Below are 16,328 nucleotides of genomic sequence, written 5' to 3'. Positions count from 1 at the left end.
GCCTACCTCGCCAGGGCTTTGCTGAAGTGCCGAGCCACCAAGGCGCCGGCGCCCATCAGCATCAGCGAGAACGCCAGGTACACCACCGTGGCCACCAGGTATGACTCGAACGTGCGGAAGGTGTAGTTCTCCACCTCGCGGGTGGCGTAGGTCAGTTCCACCACGCCGATGGCCATGGCCAGGCTGGTGTTCTTGAACAGCAGCACGCTGTGGTTGATCAGCGACGGCAGGCAGTTCCTCACCCCCTGGGGCAGCACCACGTAGCGCAGCGAGCGCACATAGCCCAGGCCCAGGGCACGGGCTGCTTCGGCCTGGCCACCGGGAATGGCGCGCAGGCCGCTGCGAATGTCTTCGCTGAAATAGGCGGCTTGGCACAGGCCCAGGGCGATGATCGCGAACAGATACTCGGTACTGAAATTGGCGAGCCACACCTGGGTGTTGTCGCTGAGCAGGGTCGGGATACCGAAGTACCACAGCATCAGTTGCACCAGGGTTGGCACGTTGCGGTGGTAGGACACGTAGGCCGCCACCAGGCGCTCGGCGTAGCGGTTGCCAGTCAACCGAATGGCCACCAGCAACAGCGCCAGGACCATCGCCAGGCACCAGGCAAAGAGGGCCAGTTGCAGGGTCATGCCGATGCCCTTGAGGATCAGCTCGGTGTATTCGCCCTGGAAAACGGCGGCAAGATCGAAGTCATGCTTCATGGTCAATTCCCATCGACATGCGGCGTGGGGCAGATACAAGGCGCCAGGGCAGCCCCGGCGCGGGTACGGCAGTGACGGCTAGGGCCGTTCTTCTGGCGGGGCGTGGTGCTCAGGCCTGGTAGTCCTGTGGGCGCGCAGTGGACAGGCCGCCCGGCACCTGCAGGGTGGGGGTGATCTCCATATGACCGACGTTCATCGACACCGGCGCGGCAATGGCGAAGGCAATGGCGTCGGCGATGTCCTTGGCTTCGGGCAATTCGAAGCCTTCGATGAAGCGCTGGCGCACCTCTTCGGAGTCGCCATGCACGTGGGCGAAAATGTCGGTGGCCACGCGGCCGGGGCAGATTTCGGTCACCCGCACGCGCTTGCCGAATGCGTCCACGCGCAGCTGTTTGGAGAGCATGCTCACCGCCGCCTTGGTGGCGTGGTAGGTGGCGTTGCCGCCGAAGTTGTAGGCGGCAGCGATCGAACTGATGTTGATGATATGGCCGCTGTCGCGCTCGACCATGCCCGGCAGCGCCAGGCGCGCCAGGTGCAGTACCGCGCGCAGGTTGACGTCCACCAGCAGGTCAATGCCCTCGGCGTCGGCCTTGAGCAGCGAACCCGGACGGTCGACACCGGCGTTGTTGACCAGGATGTCGAAGCGCTGGCGCTGGAACAGCGCGGTCAGCCCGGCCAGGTCAGTGACGTCGATGGCGTGGGCGATGCAGCCCGTGCGCTCGGCAAGCTCGGCCAGCTTGTCGGCGCTGCGGGCCAGGGCGTGTACCTGCAAGCCTTCGGCGCACAGGCGCTCGACCACGGCGGCGCCGATGCCGGAGGAAGCGCCGGTGACCAGCGCGGTTTTATAGTCGGAGAATGGCATGCTGTGTTCCTCAATTCCTGCTTCTGTTCTGGACTGTACCGAGCCAGGCTCGCAGCGACCAAGACGCATTGGTTGTGTGGCAATAAGGTGCGCTTATGACCGCACCAGTTGGCTGACAGGGGTGATGACGGCGCCCTGCCCTTCGATGAATGAGCGCAATTGGCGCGCCAGTTCCACTGCGCCCGGCGTGTCGCCGTGCAGCAGGATGGAACAGGCATTGACCTTGACCGCTTCGCCGTCGAGCGTGGTGACAGTGCCGTGTTGCAGCAGTTGCGCCACCCGCTGGCGCACCTGGGCCGGGTCCTTGATGACCGCGCCGGGGGTACCCCGCGGCACCAGCAGGCAGTTGCGGTCGTAGGCACGGTCGGCCAGGAAGGTCGTGGCTACGCGCAGCCCATGCTGGTCGGCGGCGGCCTCGATGGCCTGGCTGCTGGACGAACTGATGATCAGGCTCGGGTCGAACCTGGCCACCGCCCCCACCAGCACCTCGGCCATGCGCGGGTCGGCGGCCACGCGGTTGCCCAGGGCGCCGTGGAAGCTCATGTGGGTCATGGGGTGGCCGACCACGGCGGCCATGCCGGCCAGGGCACCCAACTGGTAGACCACGCAGGCGGCCAGCTCGGGCAGGTCGATGTTCATGGCGCGGCGGCCAAAGCCTTGCAGGTCGGGGTAGCCGACATGGGCCCCCAGGTCGATACCCAGGGCCTTGGCCCGGCGTACGGTGGTGTCCATGATCAGCGGGTCGCCGGCGTGAAAACCGCAGGCCACGTTGGCAGAGGAAACGATCTCCATCAGCGCCTGGTCTTCGCCCATCGTCCAGGGCCCGAAGCCTTCGCCAAGGTCTGCATTCAAATCGATACGCATGGTGTGCCTCCTCAGTTGGCCAGCTCGAACAGCGGCTGGCCATAGCCCACTGGCTCACCTTCACCAGCACGCACCGCGCGGACCAGCCCGGCCTGCTCGCTGCGCACCGGCAGCATCAATTGGCCGATCTGCAGCACGCCCAGCAGTTGCCCGGCCTGCACCCGGTCGCCCACCTGGACCCAGGGCTTGCGCTCGTCCGGGTGGTGGCTGAAAAAGTGCCCCGGGCCGCTGGCGTTCACCGTGGCCACGGGTTCCGCTGCCTGCACGACCTGGGCCACAGGGACCGGCGCTGGCAACGGCGCCTTGGCCGAACCGCGCCGGATCATCAGCTCGAAACCGCTGCGCTGAATGTGCAGCGCAGTGAGGTTGGCGGCGCTGAGCCAGGTGACCAGTTGGCGAATATCCTTGATGTTCATGGCGGCGCTCCTCAAAGGGTGTGCAAGGTCAGCAGGCGCCGGGTGGCGTCGAGGAAAGCCCGGTTGGCCTCCAGCGCGTCCAGGGCCTGTTCGTAGCTGCAAGGCATGAACCGCACGTGGCTGCCAATGGGCGCCTGGCCCAGCCGCCAGAGGTCGGCCTCGATCACCGTGGCGAATTTCGGATAGCCGCCGCTGGGCTGGGCGTCGCGCATCTGGATGATCGGCTGGCCGCCGTGGGGCACCTGGATCACGCCGGGCACGATGCCGTGGGAGCGGATTTCCAATGGCTGCTTCGGCAACAGGGGCTCGCCTTCCAGGCGGTAGCCGTAGCGGTTGCTCTGGGTGGTTATTTTCCACTGCCCGGCCCAGAAAGCGGCTTGCGAAGCCTCGCTGAAACAGTCGTATTCGGCTGCCGGCAATACACGCATGGCGGGTACGCCGTCCACCGCCAGGGGCAAGGCCCGGGCGGCCAGGCCGACGCCGAAGTCAGTCGCCCCCGCCAGGCCCGGACGGCCCGCTGGCAGACGGTCGCCCTGCTGCAGCATGCGCCCCTGCCAGCCACCGAACTCACCGCGCAACTGGGTGCTGCGCGAGCCGAGCACCAGAGGTACGTCGACGCCACCGGCCAGGCACAGGTACGCACGGCTGCCCGCCGACGGGTAACTCAACTTCAACACCTGGCCGGCGCGCGCCTGGGCTACCCAGTTGGGCGGCAGCGCCTGGCCATCCAGGGTGGCGCCGCATGCGGCACCGGTGACGGCGAAGGCACAGTCTTCAATGAAGCGCACCTGGAAAGGGAACAGCGGAATCTCGATGGCGGCGTCGCCCTCGGCGTTGCCCAGCAACAGGTTGCCGAGCATCAACGACAGGCTGTCCATGGCCCCGGACGTGCCGACACCGTAGCCCAGGCTGCCATGGCGGCCCAGGTCCTGGACGGTGGCCAGGGCGGTGGCGCTGATGATCTCGATCATCGAATGATCCTCTCGATACGCAAGCGAATATGGTCACCCGGCTGCAACAGCGCGGGGGGCGATTGCAGGGCGTCGAAGAACACCATGTCGGTGTGGCCGATGGTGTTCCAGCCGCTGGGGCCTGCCGAGGCCGACACACCGGTTTGCACGCCGCCAATGGAAACGGCACCGGCACCGATGTTCAGCACCGGCACCTGGCGCCGGGGGGTGGCCAGGCGCGGGTCCATGCCGCCCAGGTAGCAGTAGCCGGGGTGGCTACCCAGGGCATACACCGGGTACAGCGGCTCGCAATGCAGGTTGCAGAGGGTTTCCACGTCGAGCCCGGTGTGGGCGACGACGTCGGCCATGTGCGGGCCGAAGTCGCCGCCGTAGGTCACCGGCAGCTCGACGATGCGGCCCTCCAGAGGCAGCGGCTGGCAGGCTTCCCACGCCTCCAGCAGGCGGCTCTTGAGGCCATGCAGGTCGCGCGGAGGTTGGTGGAACGTCAGCATCAGGTTGTTCATGCCCGGCACGCCTTCGCGTATGCCTGGCCAGCCCTGGGCGAGGCGCGCCAGGGCCCAGATGCGTTGCTGCGGCGCCAGGTCCAGCGCCCCCGGGGCTTCGAACAGCACGGCGGTGGTGCCCAGCAGGCTGATGCGTGGGGTGGCGTCCATGTTCAGGGCACTCATGCTGAAGTCCTCGTGTGCAGCCAGCGTTCAAGGTGGTGGATGTCGACGCCGCCTTCGCGAAAACCCGGGTCCTGGAGGATGTCCAGGTGCAAGGCGATGTTGGTGCTGATGCCTTCCACGCGCATCTCGCCCAGGGCCAGTCGCATGCGGGCCAGGGCCTCTTCACGGGTGGCGCCGTGGGTGATCACCTTGGCCACCATGGAGTCGTAGTACGGGGGTACGCGGTAGCCATGGCTGACGTGGCTGTCGACCCGCACCCCGTAGCCGCCGGGCACTTCCCAGCGGCTGACGACACCGGGGGTGGGCATGAAGCTGGCCGGGTCCTCGGCGTTGATGCGGCATTCCAGGGCGTGGCCGTGGACGCCGATATCGGCCTGGCTCAGGCTCAGCCGTTCACCCCGCGCCATGCGGATCTGTTGCTGAACGATGTCGATGCCCGTGGTCATTTCGGTGACCGGGTGTTCCACCTGCAGGCGGGTGTTCATTTCGATGAAGTAGAAGGCGTCGTGCTCGAACAGAAACTCGAACGTGCCCACCCCCACGTAGCCGATCTGCCGGCAGGCGGCGGCGCAGCGCTCGCCCACCTGGGCCAGCAGCGCCGGGGCGATGCCGGGGGCGGGTGCCTCCTCCATGACTTTCTGGTGGCGGCGTTGCAGCGAGCAATCACGGGCCCCCAGCCACAGGGCATTGCCGTGGGCATCACAGAGCACCTGGATTTCCACATGGCGCGGCTCGCCGAGGAATTTCTCGATGTACAGCTCCGGGTTACCGAAAGCACGCCGGGCTTCCTCGCGGGTCAGGTTGATGGCGTCGAGCAGTTGGCTCTGCTGCTCCACCACGCGCATGCCGCGCCCACCACCGCCGCCGGCGGCCTTGACGATCACCGGGTAGCCAATGTCGCGGGCGATGGCCAGGATGGCCTCGGGGTCTTCGGGCATGCTGGTGTCAGGGCCGGGCACGCAGGGTACCCCGGCCTCGCGCATGGCGCGCTTGGCAGCCACCTTGTCGCCCATGGTGCGAATGCAGGCGGCACTGGGGCCAATGAAGGTCAGACCAGCCTGAGCGACGCGCTCGGCAAAGGCGGCATTTTCCGAGAGGAAACCGTAGCCGGGGTGAATGGCCTGGGCGCCGCTGACTTCGGCGGCGAACAGCAACGCGGCCTGGTTCAGGTAGCTCTGCCCAGGGGCGGCCGGGCCGATGCACACGGCCTGGTCGGCCAGTTGCACGTAGCGGGCGTCGCGGTCGGCTTCCGAGTACACGGCCACGGTCTTGAGACCCAGGCCCTGGCACGCGCGCAGGATGCGCAGGGCGATTTCGCCGCGGTTGGCGATCAATACAGTGTCGAACATGTCACGCCTCCCCCAGCTGAAAAACGGCTTGGCCGGCCGCGACTTCCTCGCCGCTGGCGGCGAGCACCGCCAACACCGTGCCGGCGCGTTCGGCCTTGAGGGGGTGGAACATCTTCATGGCTTCCACCACGGCCAGGGTCTGGCCGGCTTCCACTGCGTCGCCCACTTGCACGAATACCGGCTGGTCGGGGGCGGGGGTCAGGTGCAGCACGCCATACAGGGCCGCGCAGGCTTCGAAGCCGGCGGGGGGCGCCGCCTGGGGGGCGACAGGGCTGGGCGCTACCTGAGGCGCGGCGACAACAAGGGGCACCGCCGCAGCGTCGCGCAGCAGGCGCAAATGGGTATCGCCTTCGTTGAGGCTCAGTTCGCTGAGGTCTGAGGCGGCCATCAGGTCGATCAGCGCTTTGATGCGTTCCGGGTTCATGCAAAAGCCCCTGCCGTGAATGAGAAAAGTGGCTGGGTGAACGATATCGAGCGGCGCAAAACACGGCCAAGACGGTTTGACTGTGGGGAGATAAGCGGCCCTTATGACTGCGCCGACACCAGGTTGCCGCGCATGTCGGCGATCAGTTCCAGCAGGATGGCCTTGACCGCCTGGGCCGGTACCGACAGCGGCAAATGCCCGGAGAGGCACAGGGCCAGGGGCGCCTCGATGTCCGGCTGGGTGATGCGGCACAGGTGTGCATCGTGCACCGCCACCAGGGCGCGGGCGGCGGACTCCGGGAGGATGGTGGAGCCGAAGTGTTCACTGACGGCCGCCGCGAGGGTGGTGGACGACTCCACCTCGGCGATCACCCGAGCGGTGAGGCCGAGCTTCAGGAAGGCTTCGTCCACCAGGCGGCGCATGGTGTTGTAGGTGCGCGGCAGCAGCAAGTCGAGGCCCGCCAGCTCGGCCAGGCTGATCTCATCCCGGGCGTGCAGTTCGGGGTCGGCGCTGACCAGGTACAACTGCTCGCGCATCAACGGCACGAAGCTCAGGCCATGCACTTCACGGCCGCCGTACAGCACGGCCATGTCCATGCGCCCGTTCATGATCAGTTCGCTGAGGGTGGTGCCGAAGTTTTCGTTGAGGTACAGCAGAATACCGGGGTGGCGTTCACGCACCCGGCGCAGCAGCGGCAGCGACAACGCGGAGGCCGCCGTGCCGGGCGCCAGGCCCACGGAGACCTGGCCGGACAAGGCGAAGCCGGTGGCATTCACATCGCTCTGGGCTTGTTCGCATTGGCGCAGAATCAACTGCGCGTGGCCGTACAGCACCTTGCCGGCCTCGGTGGGGGTGACGCCGCGCTTGGTGCGGATAATCAACTGCTGTTGCAGCTCGGCTTCCAGGGTCACCAGTTGCTGGCTGAGGGCTGGCTGGGCAATGTGCAGCACATCGGCGGCCTGGGTCAGGCTGCCGACATCGACGATCTTCACGAAGTACTTCAAACGGCGCAGGTTCACTGGACAACACACTCGGGCAAGGCGGATGAGATCTTTAGAGCAAAAGCCGGGCCAGCCGGGCTCTTCCTGAAGCGTGAACCCGTCGGTGCGGCCATGCCCTGTGGGACCCTGCGGTGCATCAGGCCTACCGCGTCGTGCCCTTCCCGAGCTTCGCCCGGTCCCACAGGAGCAACCTCACCGGCCCAGCCGTTCTCTGTGGGACCGGGCGCCAGCTCGGGAAGCAGGCGCCGCGGTGCATCAGGCCTACCGCGTCGTGCCCTTCCCGAGCTTCGCCCGGTCCCACAGGAGCAACCTCACCGGCCCAGCCGTTCTCTGTGGGACCGGGCGCCAGCTCGGGAAGCAGGCGCCGCGGCGTATCAGGCCTACCGCGCCGTGGCCTTCCCGAGCTTCGCCCGGTCCCACAGGGTCAACATCACCGGCCCAGCAGTTCATCTCTGTGGGACCGGGCGCCAGCTCGGGAAGCAGGCACCACGGTGTATCAGGCATACCGGGAGGTATAAGCCTTCGCTATGGATACGCATAACAACGCAGCCACCCCCCTCGTCACGGCTAGCAATCAGGGCATTGCACTATTTTTGTGCGCATTGCGCTGGCGGCGGTCATAAGCTGTGCCTATCAAACCAGAACAAACTTGTCTTATCAGCGAAACCGCCGTGCCTCGTAACGTAGCCGTCATCAGGCCACCACCCGAGGAAAACCCCGTGACCGCTTCCCGCATCGCCGCCCGTGTGCACCGCATCAAACCCTCGCCCAGCAGCGCTGCCGCCGACCGCGCCCACGAACTGCGCCGCGCCGGCCACTCGATCATCAACCTGGTGGTGGGCGAGCCAGACTTCGACACCCCAAGCCACATCCGCCAGGCCGCCAGCGCCGCCATCGAAGCCGGCCACACCCGCTACACCCAGAACGCCGGTACCCCGGAGCTGCGCCAGGCCATCGTCGACAAGCTCAAGCGCGAGAACGGCCTGGATTACACCCCGGCGCAGATCGTGGTCACCAACGGCGCCAAGAGCGCGATCTACAACGCCTTCTCCGCCACCCTGGGCGCCGGCGATGAGGTGCTGATCCCAGCGCCGTACTGGGTGTCCTACCCGGACATGGTGCTGGCCTGCGAAGGCGAACCCGTGACCCTGACCTGCGACGAAGACCACCACTTCAAGCTCACCGCCGACCAATTGCGCGCCGCCATCACCCCGCGCACCCGCTGGCTGCTGCTGAACTCCCCCAGCAACCCGACCGGCGCCGTGTACCACGCCGACGAACTGCGCGCCTTGGCCAATGTATTGCTGGACTACCCCGACGTGCTGGTGATGACCGATGACATCTATGAGCACATCCGGTACGACGACCGCCCCGCCACCCATATCCTGGCCGTGGAGCCGGCGCTCAAGGACCGTGTGCTGGTGATCAATGGCGTGTCCAAGTCCTACGCCATGACCGGCTGGCGCATCGGCTACGGCGCCGGCCCTGCCGACCTGATCACCGCCATGGCCACCTTGCAGTCGCAGTCCACCAGCAATGCCTGCAGCGTCAGCCAGGCCGCCGCCGTGGCGGCCCTTACCGGCGATCAGGCGTTCATCGCCCAAAGCCGCGCCGTGTACCGCCAGCGCCGCGACCGTTGCCTGGCATTGATCAACGCCATCGAAGGCTTGAGCTGCCTGCCGCCGGAGGGCGCTTTCTACCTGTACGTCAACTGTGCCGCCGTACTGGGCAAGCGCACCCCGCAAGGCCAAGTGCTGGAAAGCGACAGCGACTTCATTCTGTACCTGCTGGAAAGCCAGGGCGTGGCGGTGATCCCGGGCAGTGCCTATGGCCTGGCGCCGTTCTTCCGCATGTCCACGGCCTCGGCCATCGAGACTCTGGAAATCGGGTGCCAGCGCATCGCCGCCGCCGTCGCGGCGCTGGTGTAAGGGGCTGACGATGACGCTGCCGAGCCCTCCGGCCCTGAGCTTCAAACAGGCCCTGCTGGCCATGCTCGGCCTGTCCCTGGTGCTGATGCTGTCGGCCCTGGACCAGACAGTGATCGGAAATGCGTTGCCAAGCATTGTCGCCCAACTGCAGGGGTTCGAGCTGTATGCCTGGGTGGCCACCGGTTACTTGCTGGCGTCCATCATCACCATCCCGATCTTCGGCCGCCTGGGTGACTACTTCGGCCGCAAGCCCTTCGTGCTCGCGGCCACCGTGGTGTTCACCCTGGCTTCGCTGGTGTGCGCGCTGGCCTCCAGCATGCCGGTGCTGGTACTGGGCCGGGGCCTGCAAGGCGTGGGCGGCGGCATGCTGATCGGCACGGCGTTCGCGTGCATTCCCGAGCTGTTTCCCGACACGCGCCAGCGCCTGCGCTGGCAAATCCTGCTCAGCGCCCTGTTCAGCGTGGTCAATGCCCTGGGCCCAGGCCTGGGGGGTTACCTGACCGGTGCGTTCGGCTGGCGTTCGGTGTTCTATATCAACCTGCCCCTGGGCGCGCTCGCGCTGTTCTTCGCCTGGCGCTACCTGCCCTGGTATCGGCCGCTGCGTCGGGGGGCCATTCGCCTCGACTGGCTGGGCGCGCTGCTGATTGCCCTGGTGCTGGGCAGCCTGCAACTGTGGGTGGAATGGCTGGGGCAGTCGTCCACCGCCGCCAGTGCCGCGCTGGGCGGTCTGTGCCTGGCGGCGCTGCTTGCCCTGGTCGGATGGGAGCGGCGCTACCAGCACGCCCTGTTGCCCGCCGCCCTCTTCAAGGCGGGCAGCGTGCGCCAGTTGTTCGTGTTGTCGCTGCTGGCCGGGGCGATCATGTTCACCCTGCTGTTCTACTTGCCGCTGCTGCTGCAAGGCAGCTATGGCTATTCCCCCCAGGACGCCGGGCTGCTGATTACCCCGCTGGCCCTGAGCATCACCCTGGGGGCGATCGTCAACGGCCGCGTCATCACCCACCTGCGCAACCCCAACCGCGTGCCCCTGGCCGGCTTCGCCGTGCTGGCGCTGGCCTGTCTGGGCCTGTGGTGGGTGGGCCTGGAGGCCTCGTTCCACTTGCTGTTGGGGTTGATCCTGCTGGCGGGGTTGGGCCTGGGTTTCATCCTGATGAACCTCACGGTGTTCACCCAGACCCTGGCCGCCCGCGAGTTCCTGGGCATCGCCACGGCCCTCACCCAGTCGCTGCGCCTGGTGGGTGGTTTGCTGGGCACCGCAGTGATGGGCGCACTGGTCAAACTGCTGTACGCCGTGCACCTGCGCCACGCCTTCGACGCCATCGGCCAGGGCGGCGCGCTGGCGCCCTACCTCGACCCGCAGGTACTGCTGCAACGTGGCCCCGCCCACGATAACAGCGCCCTGTTGGACCTGGCCCGGCAAGCGCTTGCCCAAGGCCTGGGCACCGGCCTGCTGCTGTGCGCGGCGCTGGCTGCGGTGGCCCTGTGGGTATTGATGCGCCTACCGCCGGTGGCGCTGACCCGCGCCCCGGCCGCGATTGCTCCTGAAGAACAATAACGACGTTGACTGCCGCCATTGCCTGCCTCCCACAACATTGACTACAGCATGAGGATAACCCGATGGTGCTTTTGAATCGCGCAGCCAACCGCGCACCCACTTTGCTGGCCGGCCTGTGCGGCCTGGTCATCGCGCAACAGAGCAACGCCGAAGGCTTTATCGAAGACAGCACCGCGAGCATCCTGGCGCGCAACTTCTTCAGTAACGCCGACAACCGCAGCGGCGCCGCCGACCCCAATTACACCCAGGAGTGGGGCCAGGGCTTCATCCTCAATTTCAAGTCGGGCTATACCCCCGGCACCGTCGGCTTCGGGGTGGACGCCATCGGCATGCTGGGCATCAAGCTGGACTCGGGCAAGGGCCGCCATTACAACCCGTCGGGCACCGCTTACAACGGCAACATCTTCCCCACCGACAATGGCCGTGCGGCTGACGAATTCGCCAGCCTGGGTGCCACCGCCAAGATGCGTGTGGCCAAGACCGAAATCCGCGCCGGTGCGCTGGTCCCCATGCTGCCAGTCGTCATGTCCACCGACCGCATGCTGCAACAGACCTTCAACGGCGAACAGATCCAGTCCAGGGACCTGCGCGACTTCACCTTCACCGCAGGCCAGCTGGACAGTGTCAAAGGCCGTGGGTCGACCAACCAGATGGGCATGTCGATTCCAGGGGCCAACAGCCGCCTGACCGGCAAGTTCGTGCACAAATTCCAGTACGCTGGCGTGGATTGGAAAGCCAACCCCGACCTGTTGCTGCAGTACTACTACGGCAACCTGGAAAACTTCTACACCCAGCATTTCCTCGGCCTGGTGCACAACTGGAAGGTCGGCCCCGGCACCTTGCGCAGCGACCTGCGCTACTTCAACAACAGCGCCGATGGCAAGGACAACAACGACCCGGACTACTACACCGCCGGTTACTACGGCGACGGCGTCACCAAGGGCAAGGTCGACAGCCAGCTGTCCAGTGCCCTGTTCACCTACCTGGTGGGCCCGCACACCCTCGCCGCCGGCTACCAGCAAGTGACCGGCGACAGCGATGCAGTGTGGCTGAACCAGGGTGACGGCTCCACCGCTTACTTCATGACCGAGTCCATGATCGGCAAATTCCAGCGCGCCGGCGAGCGGACCTGGCAGGTGCGCTACGGCTACGACTTCGCCGCCATGGGGGTGCCGGGGTTGACGTTCCTGGGCATGTATGAAAGCGGCTCGGGGATTCACACCGCCACCGGCGACAAGCGCGAGTGGGAACGCAACCTGACGCTCACCTACACCGTGCAATCGGGTCCGGCAAAGGATTTGAGCGTCGCCTTGCGCCATGCCTCCCTGCGCACCGAATTTCCAGGGGCGCGGGACCAGGATGAGCACCGGGTGATCGTCACCTACCCGATCAACCTGTTCTGACCTCAGAAAAGCCGAACTCCTGCACGCGGTGCATCTCCAATGTTCAGAACAACCGAGGAGACGGACATGAGCAACCGCGACAGTAACAACAACCCGCCCACCGACGTGGCGGGCAAACCGGTGAACGTGGTCGAGCGAGACCTGCAAGACCGCGACGACGACACCCGCGCCGTGGATGAGGCGATCACGCCTTCCTCCACCCGCGTGCTGGAGCAGGACGCCGAGGAAATTCGCCGCAAGACCGACGAGATCGAACGCAAAGTGGCGGACGGGAACTGAGCCAATACCGCTGAACAGCTCGCTGGCAAGCCAACGAGCTGTTCAGTTTCAAAGCGTTGCGGTCAGCGGTGGTTCGAGGGACAGGAGGTAGTCGCCGAAACCTTCACGGCATTTGAAGTCACGGCGGGCGCTGGTGACGACTGGATGGGTAGCGGTCCAGATGATTCGCGCCCCCGTACGCTCCAGGTCGGCCACCAGCTGCACGTCTTCATGGGCAGCCAGGTGCTGAAAACCACCCGCGCTCAGGTAGGCCTTGGCGCTCAGGCCCAGGTTGGCACCATGGATATGCCGGTGGCCTTCGACGAAACGATACGCCGCCAGGTAACTGTCACGTACCTCCGGGGCGTGGTGCTCCCAACTGTCTACCTGCACGGTGCCGCACACGGCGTCCGCTTCAAAGTCCAACTGCCTGGCCAACCAATCAAACGGCACCTGGGTGTCCGCATCGGTAAAGGCCAGCCACTGAGCCCCCTCTTCGATCATCACCTGGGCGCCTACCGCGCGCGACCGGCCGACATTGCGGAAGGTCACGGCCAGGGTGGTGACGCCGGCGGCATGGGCCAGGTCGCCAGTGAGGTCGGTGCAGTCATCCAGCACCACCAGCACCTCGACCCTGATACCCGCCAGGCGGGGATGCCCGGCAGCCAGCGTAACTGACGCCAGGCATTGTTCGATGTAACTTGCCTCATTATGTGCGGGTATCACGACACCGATCATTTACTGTCCCTCGCCGCGCCGAAGCCATGACTGATGAGTTATCGACTGCTGGTCTTCGCACAAGGTTTAAAAAATTTTTGCCTTCGCGGGACGCGGAGAAAATTTGAACGTTTGCCTGCCCCTCGCCCTCCACTGCCATGACTTCAATGATGCCGTCCGAGGAGAACCGACATGGCGACCGACAACCAGTACAGCATGCAGAACCCGCTGACCCAGTACCCGCAGCCCGAGTTCCCCGACCAGCCGCAGTCAGCCCCCGGCACAGTGCACAAATTGCACCCGGCCGCCGACCACGGCGAGACCAGCTACAAGGGCTTTGGCCGCCTGGCCGGGCGCAAGGCGCTGATCACCGGCGCCGACTCGGGCATTGGCCGTGCCGCCGCCATCGCCTACGCCCGTGAAGGCGCCGATATCGTGCTCAACTACCTGCCCGAGGAAGAAAGCGACGCGCGGGAAGTGGTGCAACTGATCGAAGCCGAAGGCCGCAAGGCCATCTGCCTGCCGGGCGACCTGAAGGACGAGCGCTTTTGCCAGTCGCTGGTCAGCCAGGCCGTGGAGCGCCTGAGCGGCCTGGACATCCTGGTGAACGTGGCCGGCAAACAGCAGGCCGTGGAAGCCATCGCCGACATCACCACCGAGCAGTTCGACGCCACGTTCAAGTCCAACGTCTACGCGATGTTCTGGCTGTGCAAGGCGGCACTGCCGCATTTGCCAGCCGGTGCGACCATCATCAACACGGCGTCGATCCAGTCCTATAGCCCGTCGCAGAACCTGCTGGACTATGCGTCCACCAAGGCCGCGATCGTGGCGTTCACCAAGGCCCTGGCCAAGCAGGTGATCGCCCAGGGCGTGCGGGTCAACGCCGTGGCGCCCGGTCCCATCTGGACGCCGCTGCAACCCAGCGGTGGCCAGCCGCGGGACAAGATCCCCACCTTCGGCTCGCAGACGCCCATGGGGCGCCCCGGCCAACCGGCCGAGTGCGCGCCGTTGTATGTATTCCTGGCGACTCAGGAATCGAGCTATATCACCGGTGAGACGTATGGCGTGACGGGCGGCAACCCGTTGCCATGAAGCGAGGCGTGCCGGAGCTACGCGGCTTGTACCTATAGTCCGTTGGCCATGGTTGGGCGGCCGCGGATACCGCGGCTGCCCGCCTGCTTGATCAGGTGCCTGCGGCTCAGCCTTTGTCCGCATCCAGCGCATAGCGCCGGCAGTGCTCCAGGTAACCGATTTCGTGGTTGCCCACCAGTTGCACCACACTGGACCACAACCACGAGGGTGCATCCAGCACCCGCGAGCGGTTCAGTTGCAGGTCGTTGATCCATTCGGCGCGGGTACCCTTGTCCATCTGCCGGGCATGGGCCTGGCCCACCACCCGCGCCAGGTAGGCGGCCGCGCGCATGGCTTCAACCTGGCTTAGCTGGTCGAGTTCCAGTTTCATGTCCTGGGGCAGCAATTCGCGAATGAAAAAACCCTGGTCCAGCATGCGCGCACTGATCATGCGGTTGCCCAGGCCGGGGCTCAGGTGCCGCGCACCCTCGACCACGCGTTTGCCGTTGTCGCGTGGCATGTGTGCACGGGCCGCCCGAGGCGCGGCGGCGCCCACGGCCTGCTTGATGTCGATCAGGCAGTAATCGGGGTCGTCGTCATCGCCCACGCCCAGCAACGCAGCGTAGCGGCTCAGCCCCAGGGAGCTGCAGCCCTTGACCCAGTAGGCCGAGTCCAGCAGTTCTACCCGGTCATTCTTCGAACGGCCCTTGAGGGAGGTGACCAGGCCATGGATTTCCTGACTGTCGCACAGCGTCTGCAAGGCCGTGCGCTCCTGGCGCGACAGCGGCCAGAAATGCTTGCCCAGCGGAATAGTGGGGCGCGCATCCTCGATGCGCTCCTGCGCCAGGTGCTTCCAGGTGCGCTGCACGGCGCTGCGCATGCCGGCCTTGACCTGGGCTGGGCGCGGCGGGTCTTCATCGCTGGCGTCGGTGAACGCCAACTGGTAACCGCGCATCACCTCTTCAAGCATCTTGGCGGTAACCACGCCGGGCAGGTCGGAGCCGCGCGCGGCGGTGGCCAGGGACAGCGCCAGGCGCACCAGATCATGAACCGGATTGCCGATGACGGTCTGGTCCAGGTCGCGAATGTGAATGTCGATCCGGCCCTTGAGGTCACCCGTAGGGCCCAGGTTGCCCGCATGGCAGTCGCCACAGATCCACACCGCCGGGCCATTGGGCAGGCGCCGGCCAGACTGGCTGTGCAGCCATTGGTAGAATTGCACCGTACTGCCCCGCACGTAAGCGTGGGCAGAGCGGGCCATCTTCAGGTTGCGCAGTTGGGTAAGGGGCTTGAGGCGAGCGGAAGGACGCGGTGTTTTCATGGAGGGGCCGTCTAGGGTGTGAACAATGGACTACAGCCCGCGCAAATGTTTCAAAATATTACCAATACGGTGTAGGCATCATCGGAGGACGAAGCCATGTGTGGACGATTTTCCCAGGCGGCGCGGATGGAGCAATACCTGCTGGAGCTGGACTTCATCAACCGCGCCCGCATGGAACCCGTGACACCCCGCTACAACGTGGCCCCCACCACCCGCGTGCCCGTGCTGCATCGTGACGGCGACACGCTGCACAGCGACGAACTGCGCTGGGGCTGGGCGCCCGCCTGGGCGCAGGACAAGCGCCCCGCGCCGATCAATGCGCGCGTCGAAACCATGGCCACCAACCGTTTCTTCAAGCAACTATGGCCCCTTGGTCGAGTACTGGTGCCGGCCGACGGCTGGTACGAATGGGTCAAGAATCCCCAGGCACCGAAGCTCAAGCAGCCCTGGTTCATCCAGCTGACCAGCGGCAAACCGCTGTTCTTCGCCGGCCTGGCGCAGGTCGGCGGCCCCGGGAACGGTTTTGTGATCATCACCGATGCCAGCGACCAGGGTATGGTCGATATCCACGACCGCCGCCCCGTGGTACTGGCCCCGGATGCTGCCCGCGCCTGGGTAGACCCCGCCCTCGATGCTGCCCAGGCCGAAGCCATTGCCCGCCATGAAGGGCGGCCGGTGAGCGACTTCCGGTGGTACCCGGTAGGGCGTGAAGTGGGCAATGTGCGGAACGAAGGACCGGGGCTGGTTGCACCGTTGGGCACGCCGGGCTCGGCAGAAGGCCGTCTATTGTGAGAAAATCAGCTTCGTTTTCAAAAGCTT

At 66.0% G+C, this 16,328-nt stretch carries 17 protein-coding genes; 6 read left to right on the top strand and 11 right to left on the bottom strand.

Annotation, left to right across the window (positions count from 1 at the left end; genetic code table 11):
• Positions 1–2 precede the first annotated feature (2 nt).
• The 9 genes from QBK88_RS20250 to nac form a co-directional block, all read right to left on the bottom strand.
• On the bottom strand, positions 3–704 hold the full coding sequence (locus QBK88_RS20250; RefSeq protein WP_158153308.1) for an amino acid ABC transporter permease: 702 nt from the start codon (positions 702–704) through the stop codon (positions 3–5).
• A 109-nt stretch (positions 705–813) separates the two neighbouring features.
• Positions 814–1,566, bottom strand: coding sequence for an SDR family oxidoreductase (locus QBK88_RS20245; RefSeq protein ID WP_277963439.1), 753 nt, complete (start codon positions 1,564–1,566; stop codon positions 814–816).
• A 93-nt stretch (positions 1,567–1,659) separates the two neighbouring features.
• Positions 1,660–2,430 carry a 5-oxoprolinase subunit PxpA gene (locus QBK88_RS20240; RefSeq protein WP_277963438.1) on the bottom strand — a complete coding sequence of 257 codons (771 nt, stop codon included), beginning with the start codon at positions 2,428–2,430 and terminating at the stop codon, positions 1,660–1,662.
• Positions 2,431–2,441: 11 nt separating this feature from the next.
• A complete protein-coding gene (locus QBK88_RS20235) occupies positions 2,442–2,846 on the bottom strand; it encodes a biotin/lipoyl-containing protein (protein WP_277963437.1) in 405 nt (134 codons plus the stop codon).
• Between the two features lie 11 nt (positions 2,847–2,857).
• Positions 2,858–3,817: a 5-oxoprolinase subunit C family protein gene (locus QBK88_RS20230; RefSeq protein ID WP_277963436.1), complete on the bottom strand. Its 960-nt coding sequence runs from the start codon at positions 3,815–3,817 to the stop codon at positions 2,858–2,860.
• Complete coding sequence (pxpB, locus tag QBK88_RS20225) at positions 3,814–4,485, bottom strand: 5-oxoprolinase subunit PxpB (RefSeq protein WP_277963435.1); 672 nt, start codon at positions 4,483–4,485, stop codon at positions 3,814–3,816. Before pxpB ends, QBK88_RS20230 begins: the two co-directional genes overlap by 4 nt.
• The gene (gene accC / locus QBK88_RS20220; RefSeq protein WP_277963434.1) at positions 4,482–5,834 is read right to left on the bottom strand and encodes an acetyl-CoA carboxylase biotin carboxylase subunit; all 1,353 of its coding nucleotides are present in this window, start codon (positions 5,832–5,834) and stop codon (positions 4,482–4,484) included. Before accC ends, pxpB begins: the two co-directional genes overlap by 4 nt.
• A 1-nt stretch (position 5,835) precedes the next feature.
• Complete coding sequence (locus QBK88_RS20215) at positions 5,836–6,258, bottom strand: acetyl-CoA carboxylase biotin carboxyl carrier protein subunit (protein ID WP_277963433.1); 423 nt, start codon at positions 6,256–6,258, stop codon at positions 5,836–5,838.
• Positions 6,259–6,359: 101 nt separating this feature from the next.
• Positions 6,360–7,277: a nitrogen assimilation transcriptional regulator NAC gene (nac, locus tag QBK88_RS20210; protein ID WP_277963432.1), complete on the bottom strand. Its 918-nt coding sequence runs from the start codon at positions 7,275–7,277 to the stop codon at positions 6,360–6,362.
• A 701-nt stretch (positions 7,278–7,978) separates the two neighbouring features.
• Here nac and QBK88_RS20205 point away from each other — a divergent pair.
• The 4 genes from QBK88_RS20205 (at position 7,979) to QBK88_RS20190 (ending at position 12,421) form a co-directional block, all read left to right on the top strand.
• Positions 7,979–9,187: an aspartate transaminase gene (locus tag QBK88_RS20205; protein WP_277963431.1), complete on the top strand. Its 1,209-nt coding sequence runs from the start codon at positions 7,979–7,981 to the stop codon at positions 9,185–9,187.
• 10 nt (positions 9,188–9,197) lie between these two features.
• Positions 9,198–10,739: an MFS transporter gene (locus QBK88_RS20200; RefSeq protein ID WP_277963430.1), complete on the top strand. Its 1,542-nt coding sequence runs from the start codon at positions 9,198–9,200 to the stop codon at positions 10,737–10,739.
• Between the two features lie 62 nt (positions 10,740–10,801).
• Positions 10,802–12,142: an OprD family porin gene (locus QBK88_RS20195; RefSeq protein ID WP_268141039.1), complete on the top strand. Its 1,341-nt coding sequence runs from the start codon at positions 10,802–10,804 to the stop codon at positions 12,140–12,142.
• A 66-nt stretch (positions 12,143–12,208) separates the two neighbouring features.
• Entirely contained in the window at positions 12,209–12,421 is a 213-nt protein-coding gene (locus QBK88_RS20190) for a hypothetical protein (RefSeq protein ID WP_268151489.1), read from the top strand.
• Positions 12,422–12,469: 48 nt separating this feature from the next.
• Here the strand turns inward: QBK88_RS20190 and QBK88_RS20185 are convergent, their stop codons facing one another.
• Positions 12,470–13,138 carry a glycosyltransferase gene (locus QBK88_RS20185; RefSeq protein ID WP_277963429.1) on the bottom strand — a complete coding sequence of 223 codons (669 nt, stop codon included), beginning with the start codon at positions 13,136–13,138 and terminating at the stop codon, positions 12,470–12,472.
• Positions 13,139–13,309: 171 nt separating this feature from the next.
• Between QBK88_RS20185 and QBK88_RS20180 the strand changes: the two genes are divergently transcribed.
• Positions 13,310–14,209 carry an SDR family oxidoreductase gene (locus QBK88_RS20180; protein WP_277963428.1) on the top strand — a complete coding sequence of 300 codons (900 nt, stop codon included), beginning with the start codon at positions 13,310–13,312 and terminating at the stop codon, positions 14,207–14,209.
• A 106-nt stretch (positions 14,210–14,315) separates the two neighbouring features.
• Here QBK88_RS20180 and QBK88_RS20175 read toward each other — a convergent pair whose 3' ends face one another.
• The gene (locus tag QBK88_RS20175) at positions 14,316–15,509 is read right to left on the bottom strand and encodes a DUF2252 family protein (protein ID WP_277963427.1); all 1,194 of its coding nucleotides are present in this window, start codon (positions 15,507–15,509) and stop codon (positions 14,316–14,318) included.
• A gap of 96 nt (positions 15,510–15,605) precedes the next feature.
• Here QBK88_RS20175 and QBK88_RS20170 point away from each other — a divergent pair, with 96 nt between their 5' ends.
• Positions 15,606–16,301 carry an SOS response-associated peptidase family protein gene (locus QBK88_RS20170; protein ID WP_277963426.1) on the top strand — a complete coding sequence of 232 codons (696 nt, stop codon included), beginning with the start codon at positions 15,606–15,608 and terminating at the stop codon, positions 16,299–16,301.
• Positions 16,302–16,328: the final 27 nt, after the last annotated feature.

The organism is Pseudomonas sp. RIT-To-2 (assembly GCF_029623465.1).
GTDB classification, from domain to species: domain Bacteria; phylum Pseudomonadota; class Gammaproteobacteria; order Pseudomonadales; family Pseudomonadaceae; genus Aquipseudomonas; species Aquipseudomonas silvicola.
Note: the sequence above shows the minus strand (reverse complement) of the source record. Positions and strands in the feature narration are given on the sequence as shown.

Bases quoted from the DNA above. Each gene is read 5' to 3' on its own strand.
- QBK88_RS20250 (WP_158153308.1), bottom strand. From the start codon at position 704: ATGAAGCATGACTTCGATCTTGCCGCCGTTTTCCAGGGCGAATACACC.
- QBK88_RS20245 (WP_277963439.1), bottom strand. From the start codon at position 1,566: ATGCCATTCTCCGACTATAAAACCGCGCTGGTCACCGGCGCTTCCTCC.
- QBK88_RS20240 (WP_277963438.1), bottom strand. From the start codon at position 2,430: ATGCGTATCGATTTGAATGCAGACCTTGGCGAAGGCTTCGGGCCCTGG.
- QBK88_RS20235 (WP_277963437.1), bottom strand. From the start codon at position 2,846: ATGAACATCAAGGATATTCGCCAACTGGTCACCTGGCTCAGCGCCGCC.
- QBK88_RS20230 (WP_277963436.1), bottom strand. From the start codon at position 3,817: ATGATCGAGATCATCAGCGCCACCGCCCTGGCCACCGTCCAGGACCTG.
- pxpB (WP_277963435.1), bottom strand. From the start codon at position 4,485: ATGAGTGCCCTGAACATGGACGCCACCCCACGCATCAGCCTGCTGGGC.
- accC (WP_277963434.1), bottom strand. From the start codon at position 5,834: ATGTTCGACACTGTATTGATCGCCAACCGCGGCGAAATCGCCCTGCGC.
- QBK88_RS20215 (WP_277963433.1), bottom strand. From the start codon at position 6,258: ATGAACCCGGAACGCATCAAAGCGCTGATCGACCTGATGGCCGCCTCA.
- QBK88_RS20200 (WP_277963430.1), top strand. From the start codon at position 9,198: ATGACGCTGCCGAGCCCTCCGGCCCTGAGCTTCAAACAGGCCCTGCTG.
- QBK88_RS20195 (WP_268141039.1), top strand. From the start codon at position 10,802: ATGGTGCTTTTGAATCGCGCAGCCAACCGCGCACCCACTTTGCTGGCC.
- QBK88_RS20190 (WP_268151489.1), top strand. From the start codon at position 12,209: ATGAGCAACCGCGACAGTAACAACAACCCGCCCACCGACGTGGCGGGC.
- QBK88_RS20185 (WP_277963429.1), bottom strand. From the start codon at position 13,138: ATGATCGGTGTCGTGATACCCGCACATAATGAGGCAAGTTACATCGAA.
- QBK88_RS20180 (WP_277963428.1), top strand. From the start codon at position 13,310: ATGGCGACCGACAACCAGTACAGCATGCAGAACCCGCTGACCCAGTAC.
- QBK88_RS20175 (WP_277963427.1), bottom strand. From the start codon at position 15,509: ATGAAAACACCGCGTCCTTCCGCTCGCCTCAAGCCCCTTACCCAACTG.
- QBK88_RS20170 (WP_277963426.1), top strand. From the start codon at position 15,606: ATGTGTGGACGATTTTCCCAGGCGGCGCGGATGGAGCAATACCTGCTG.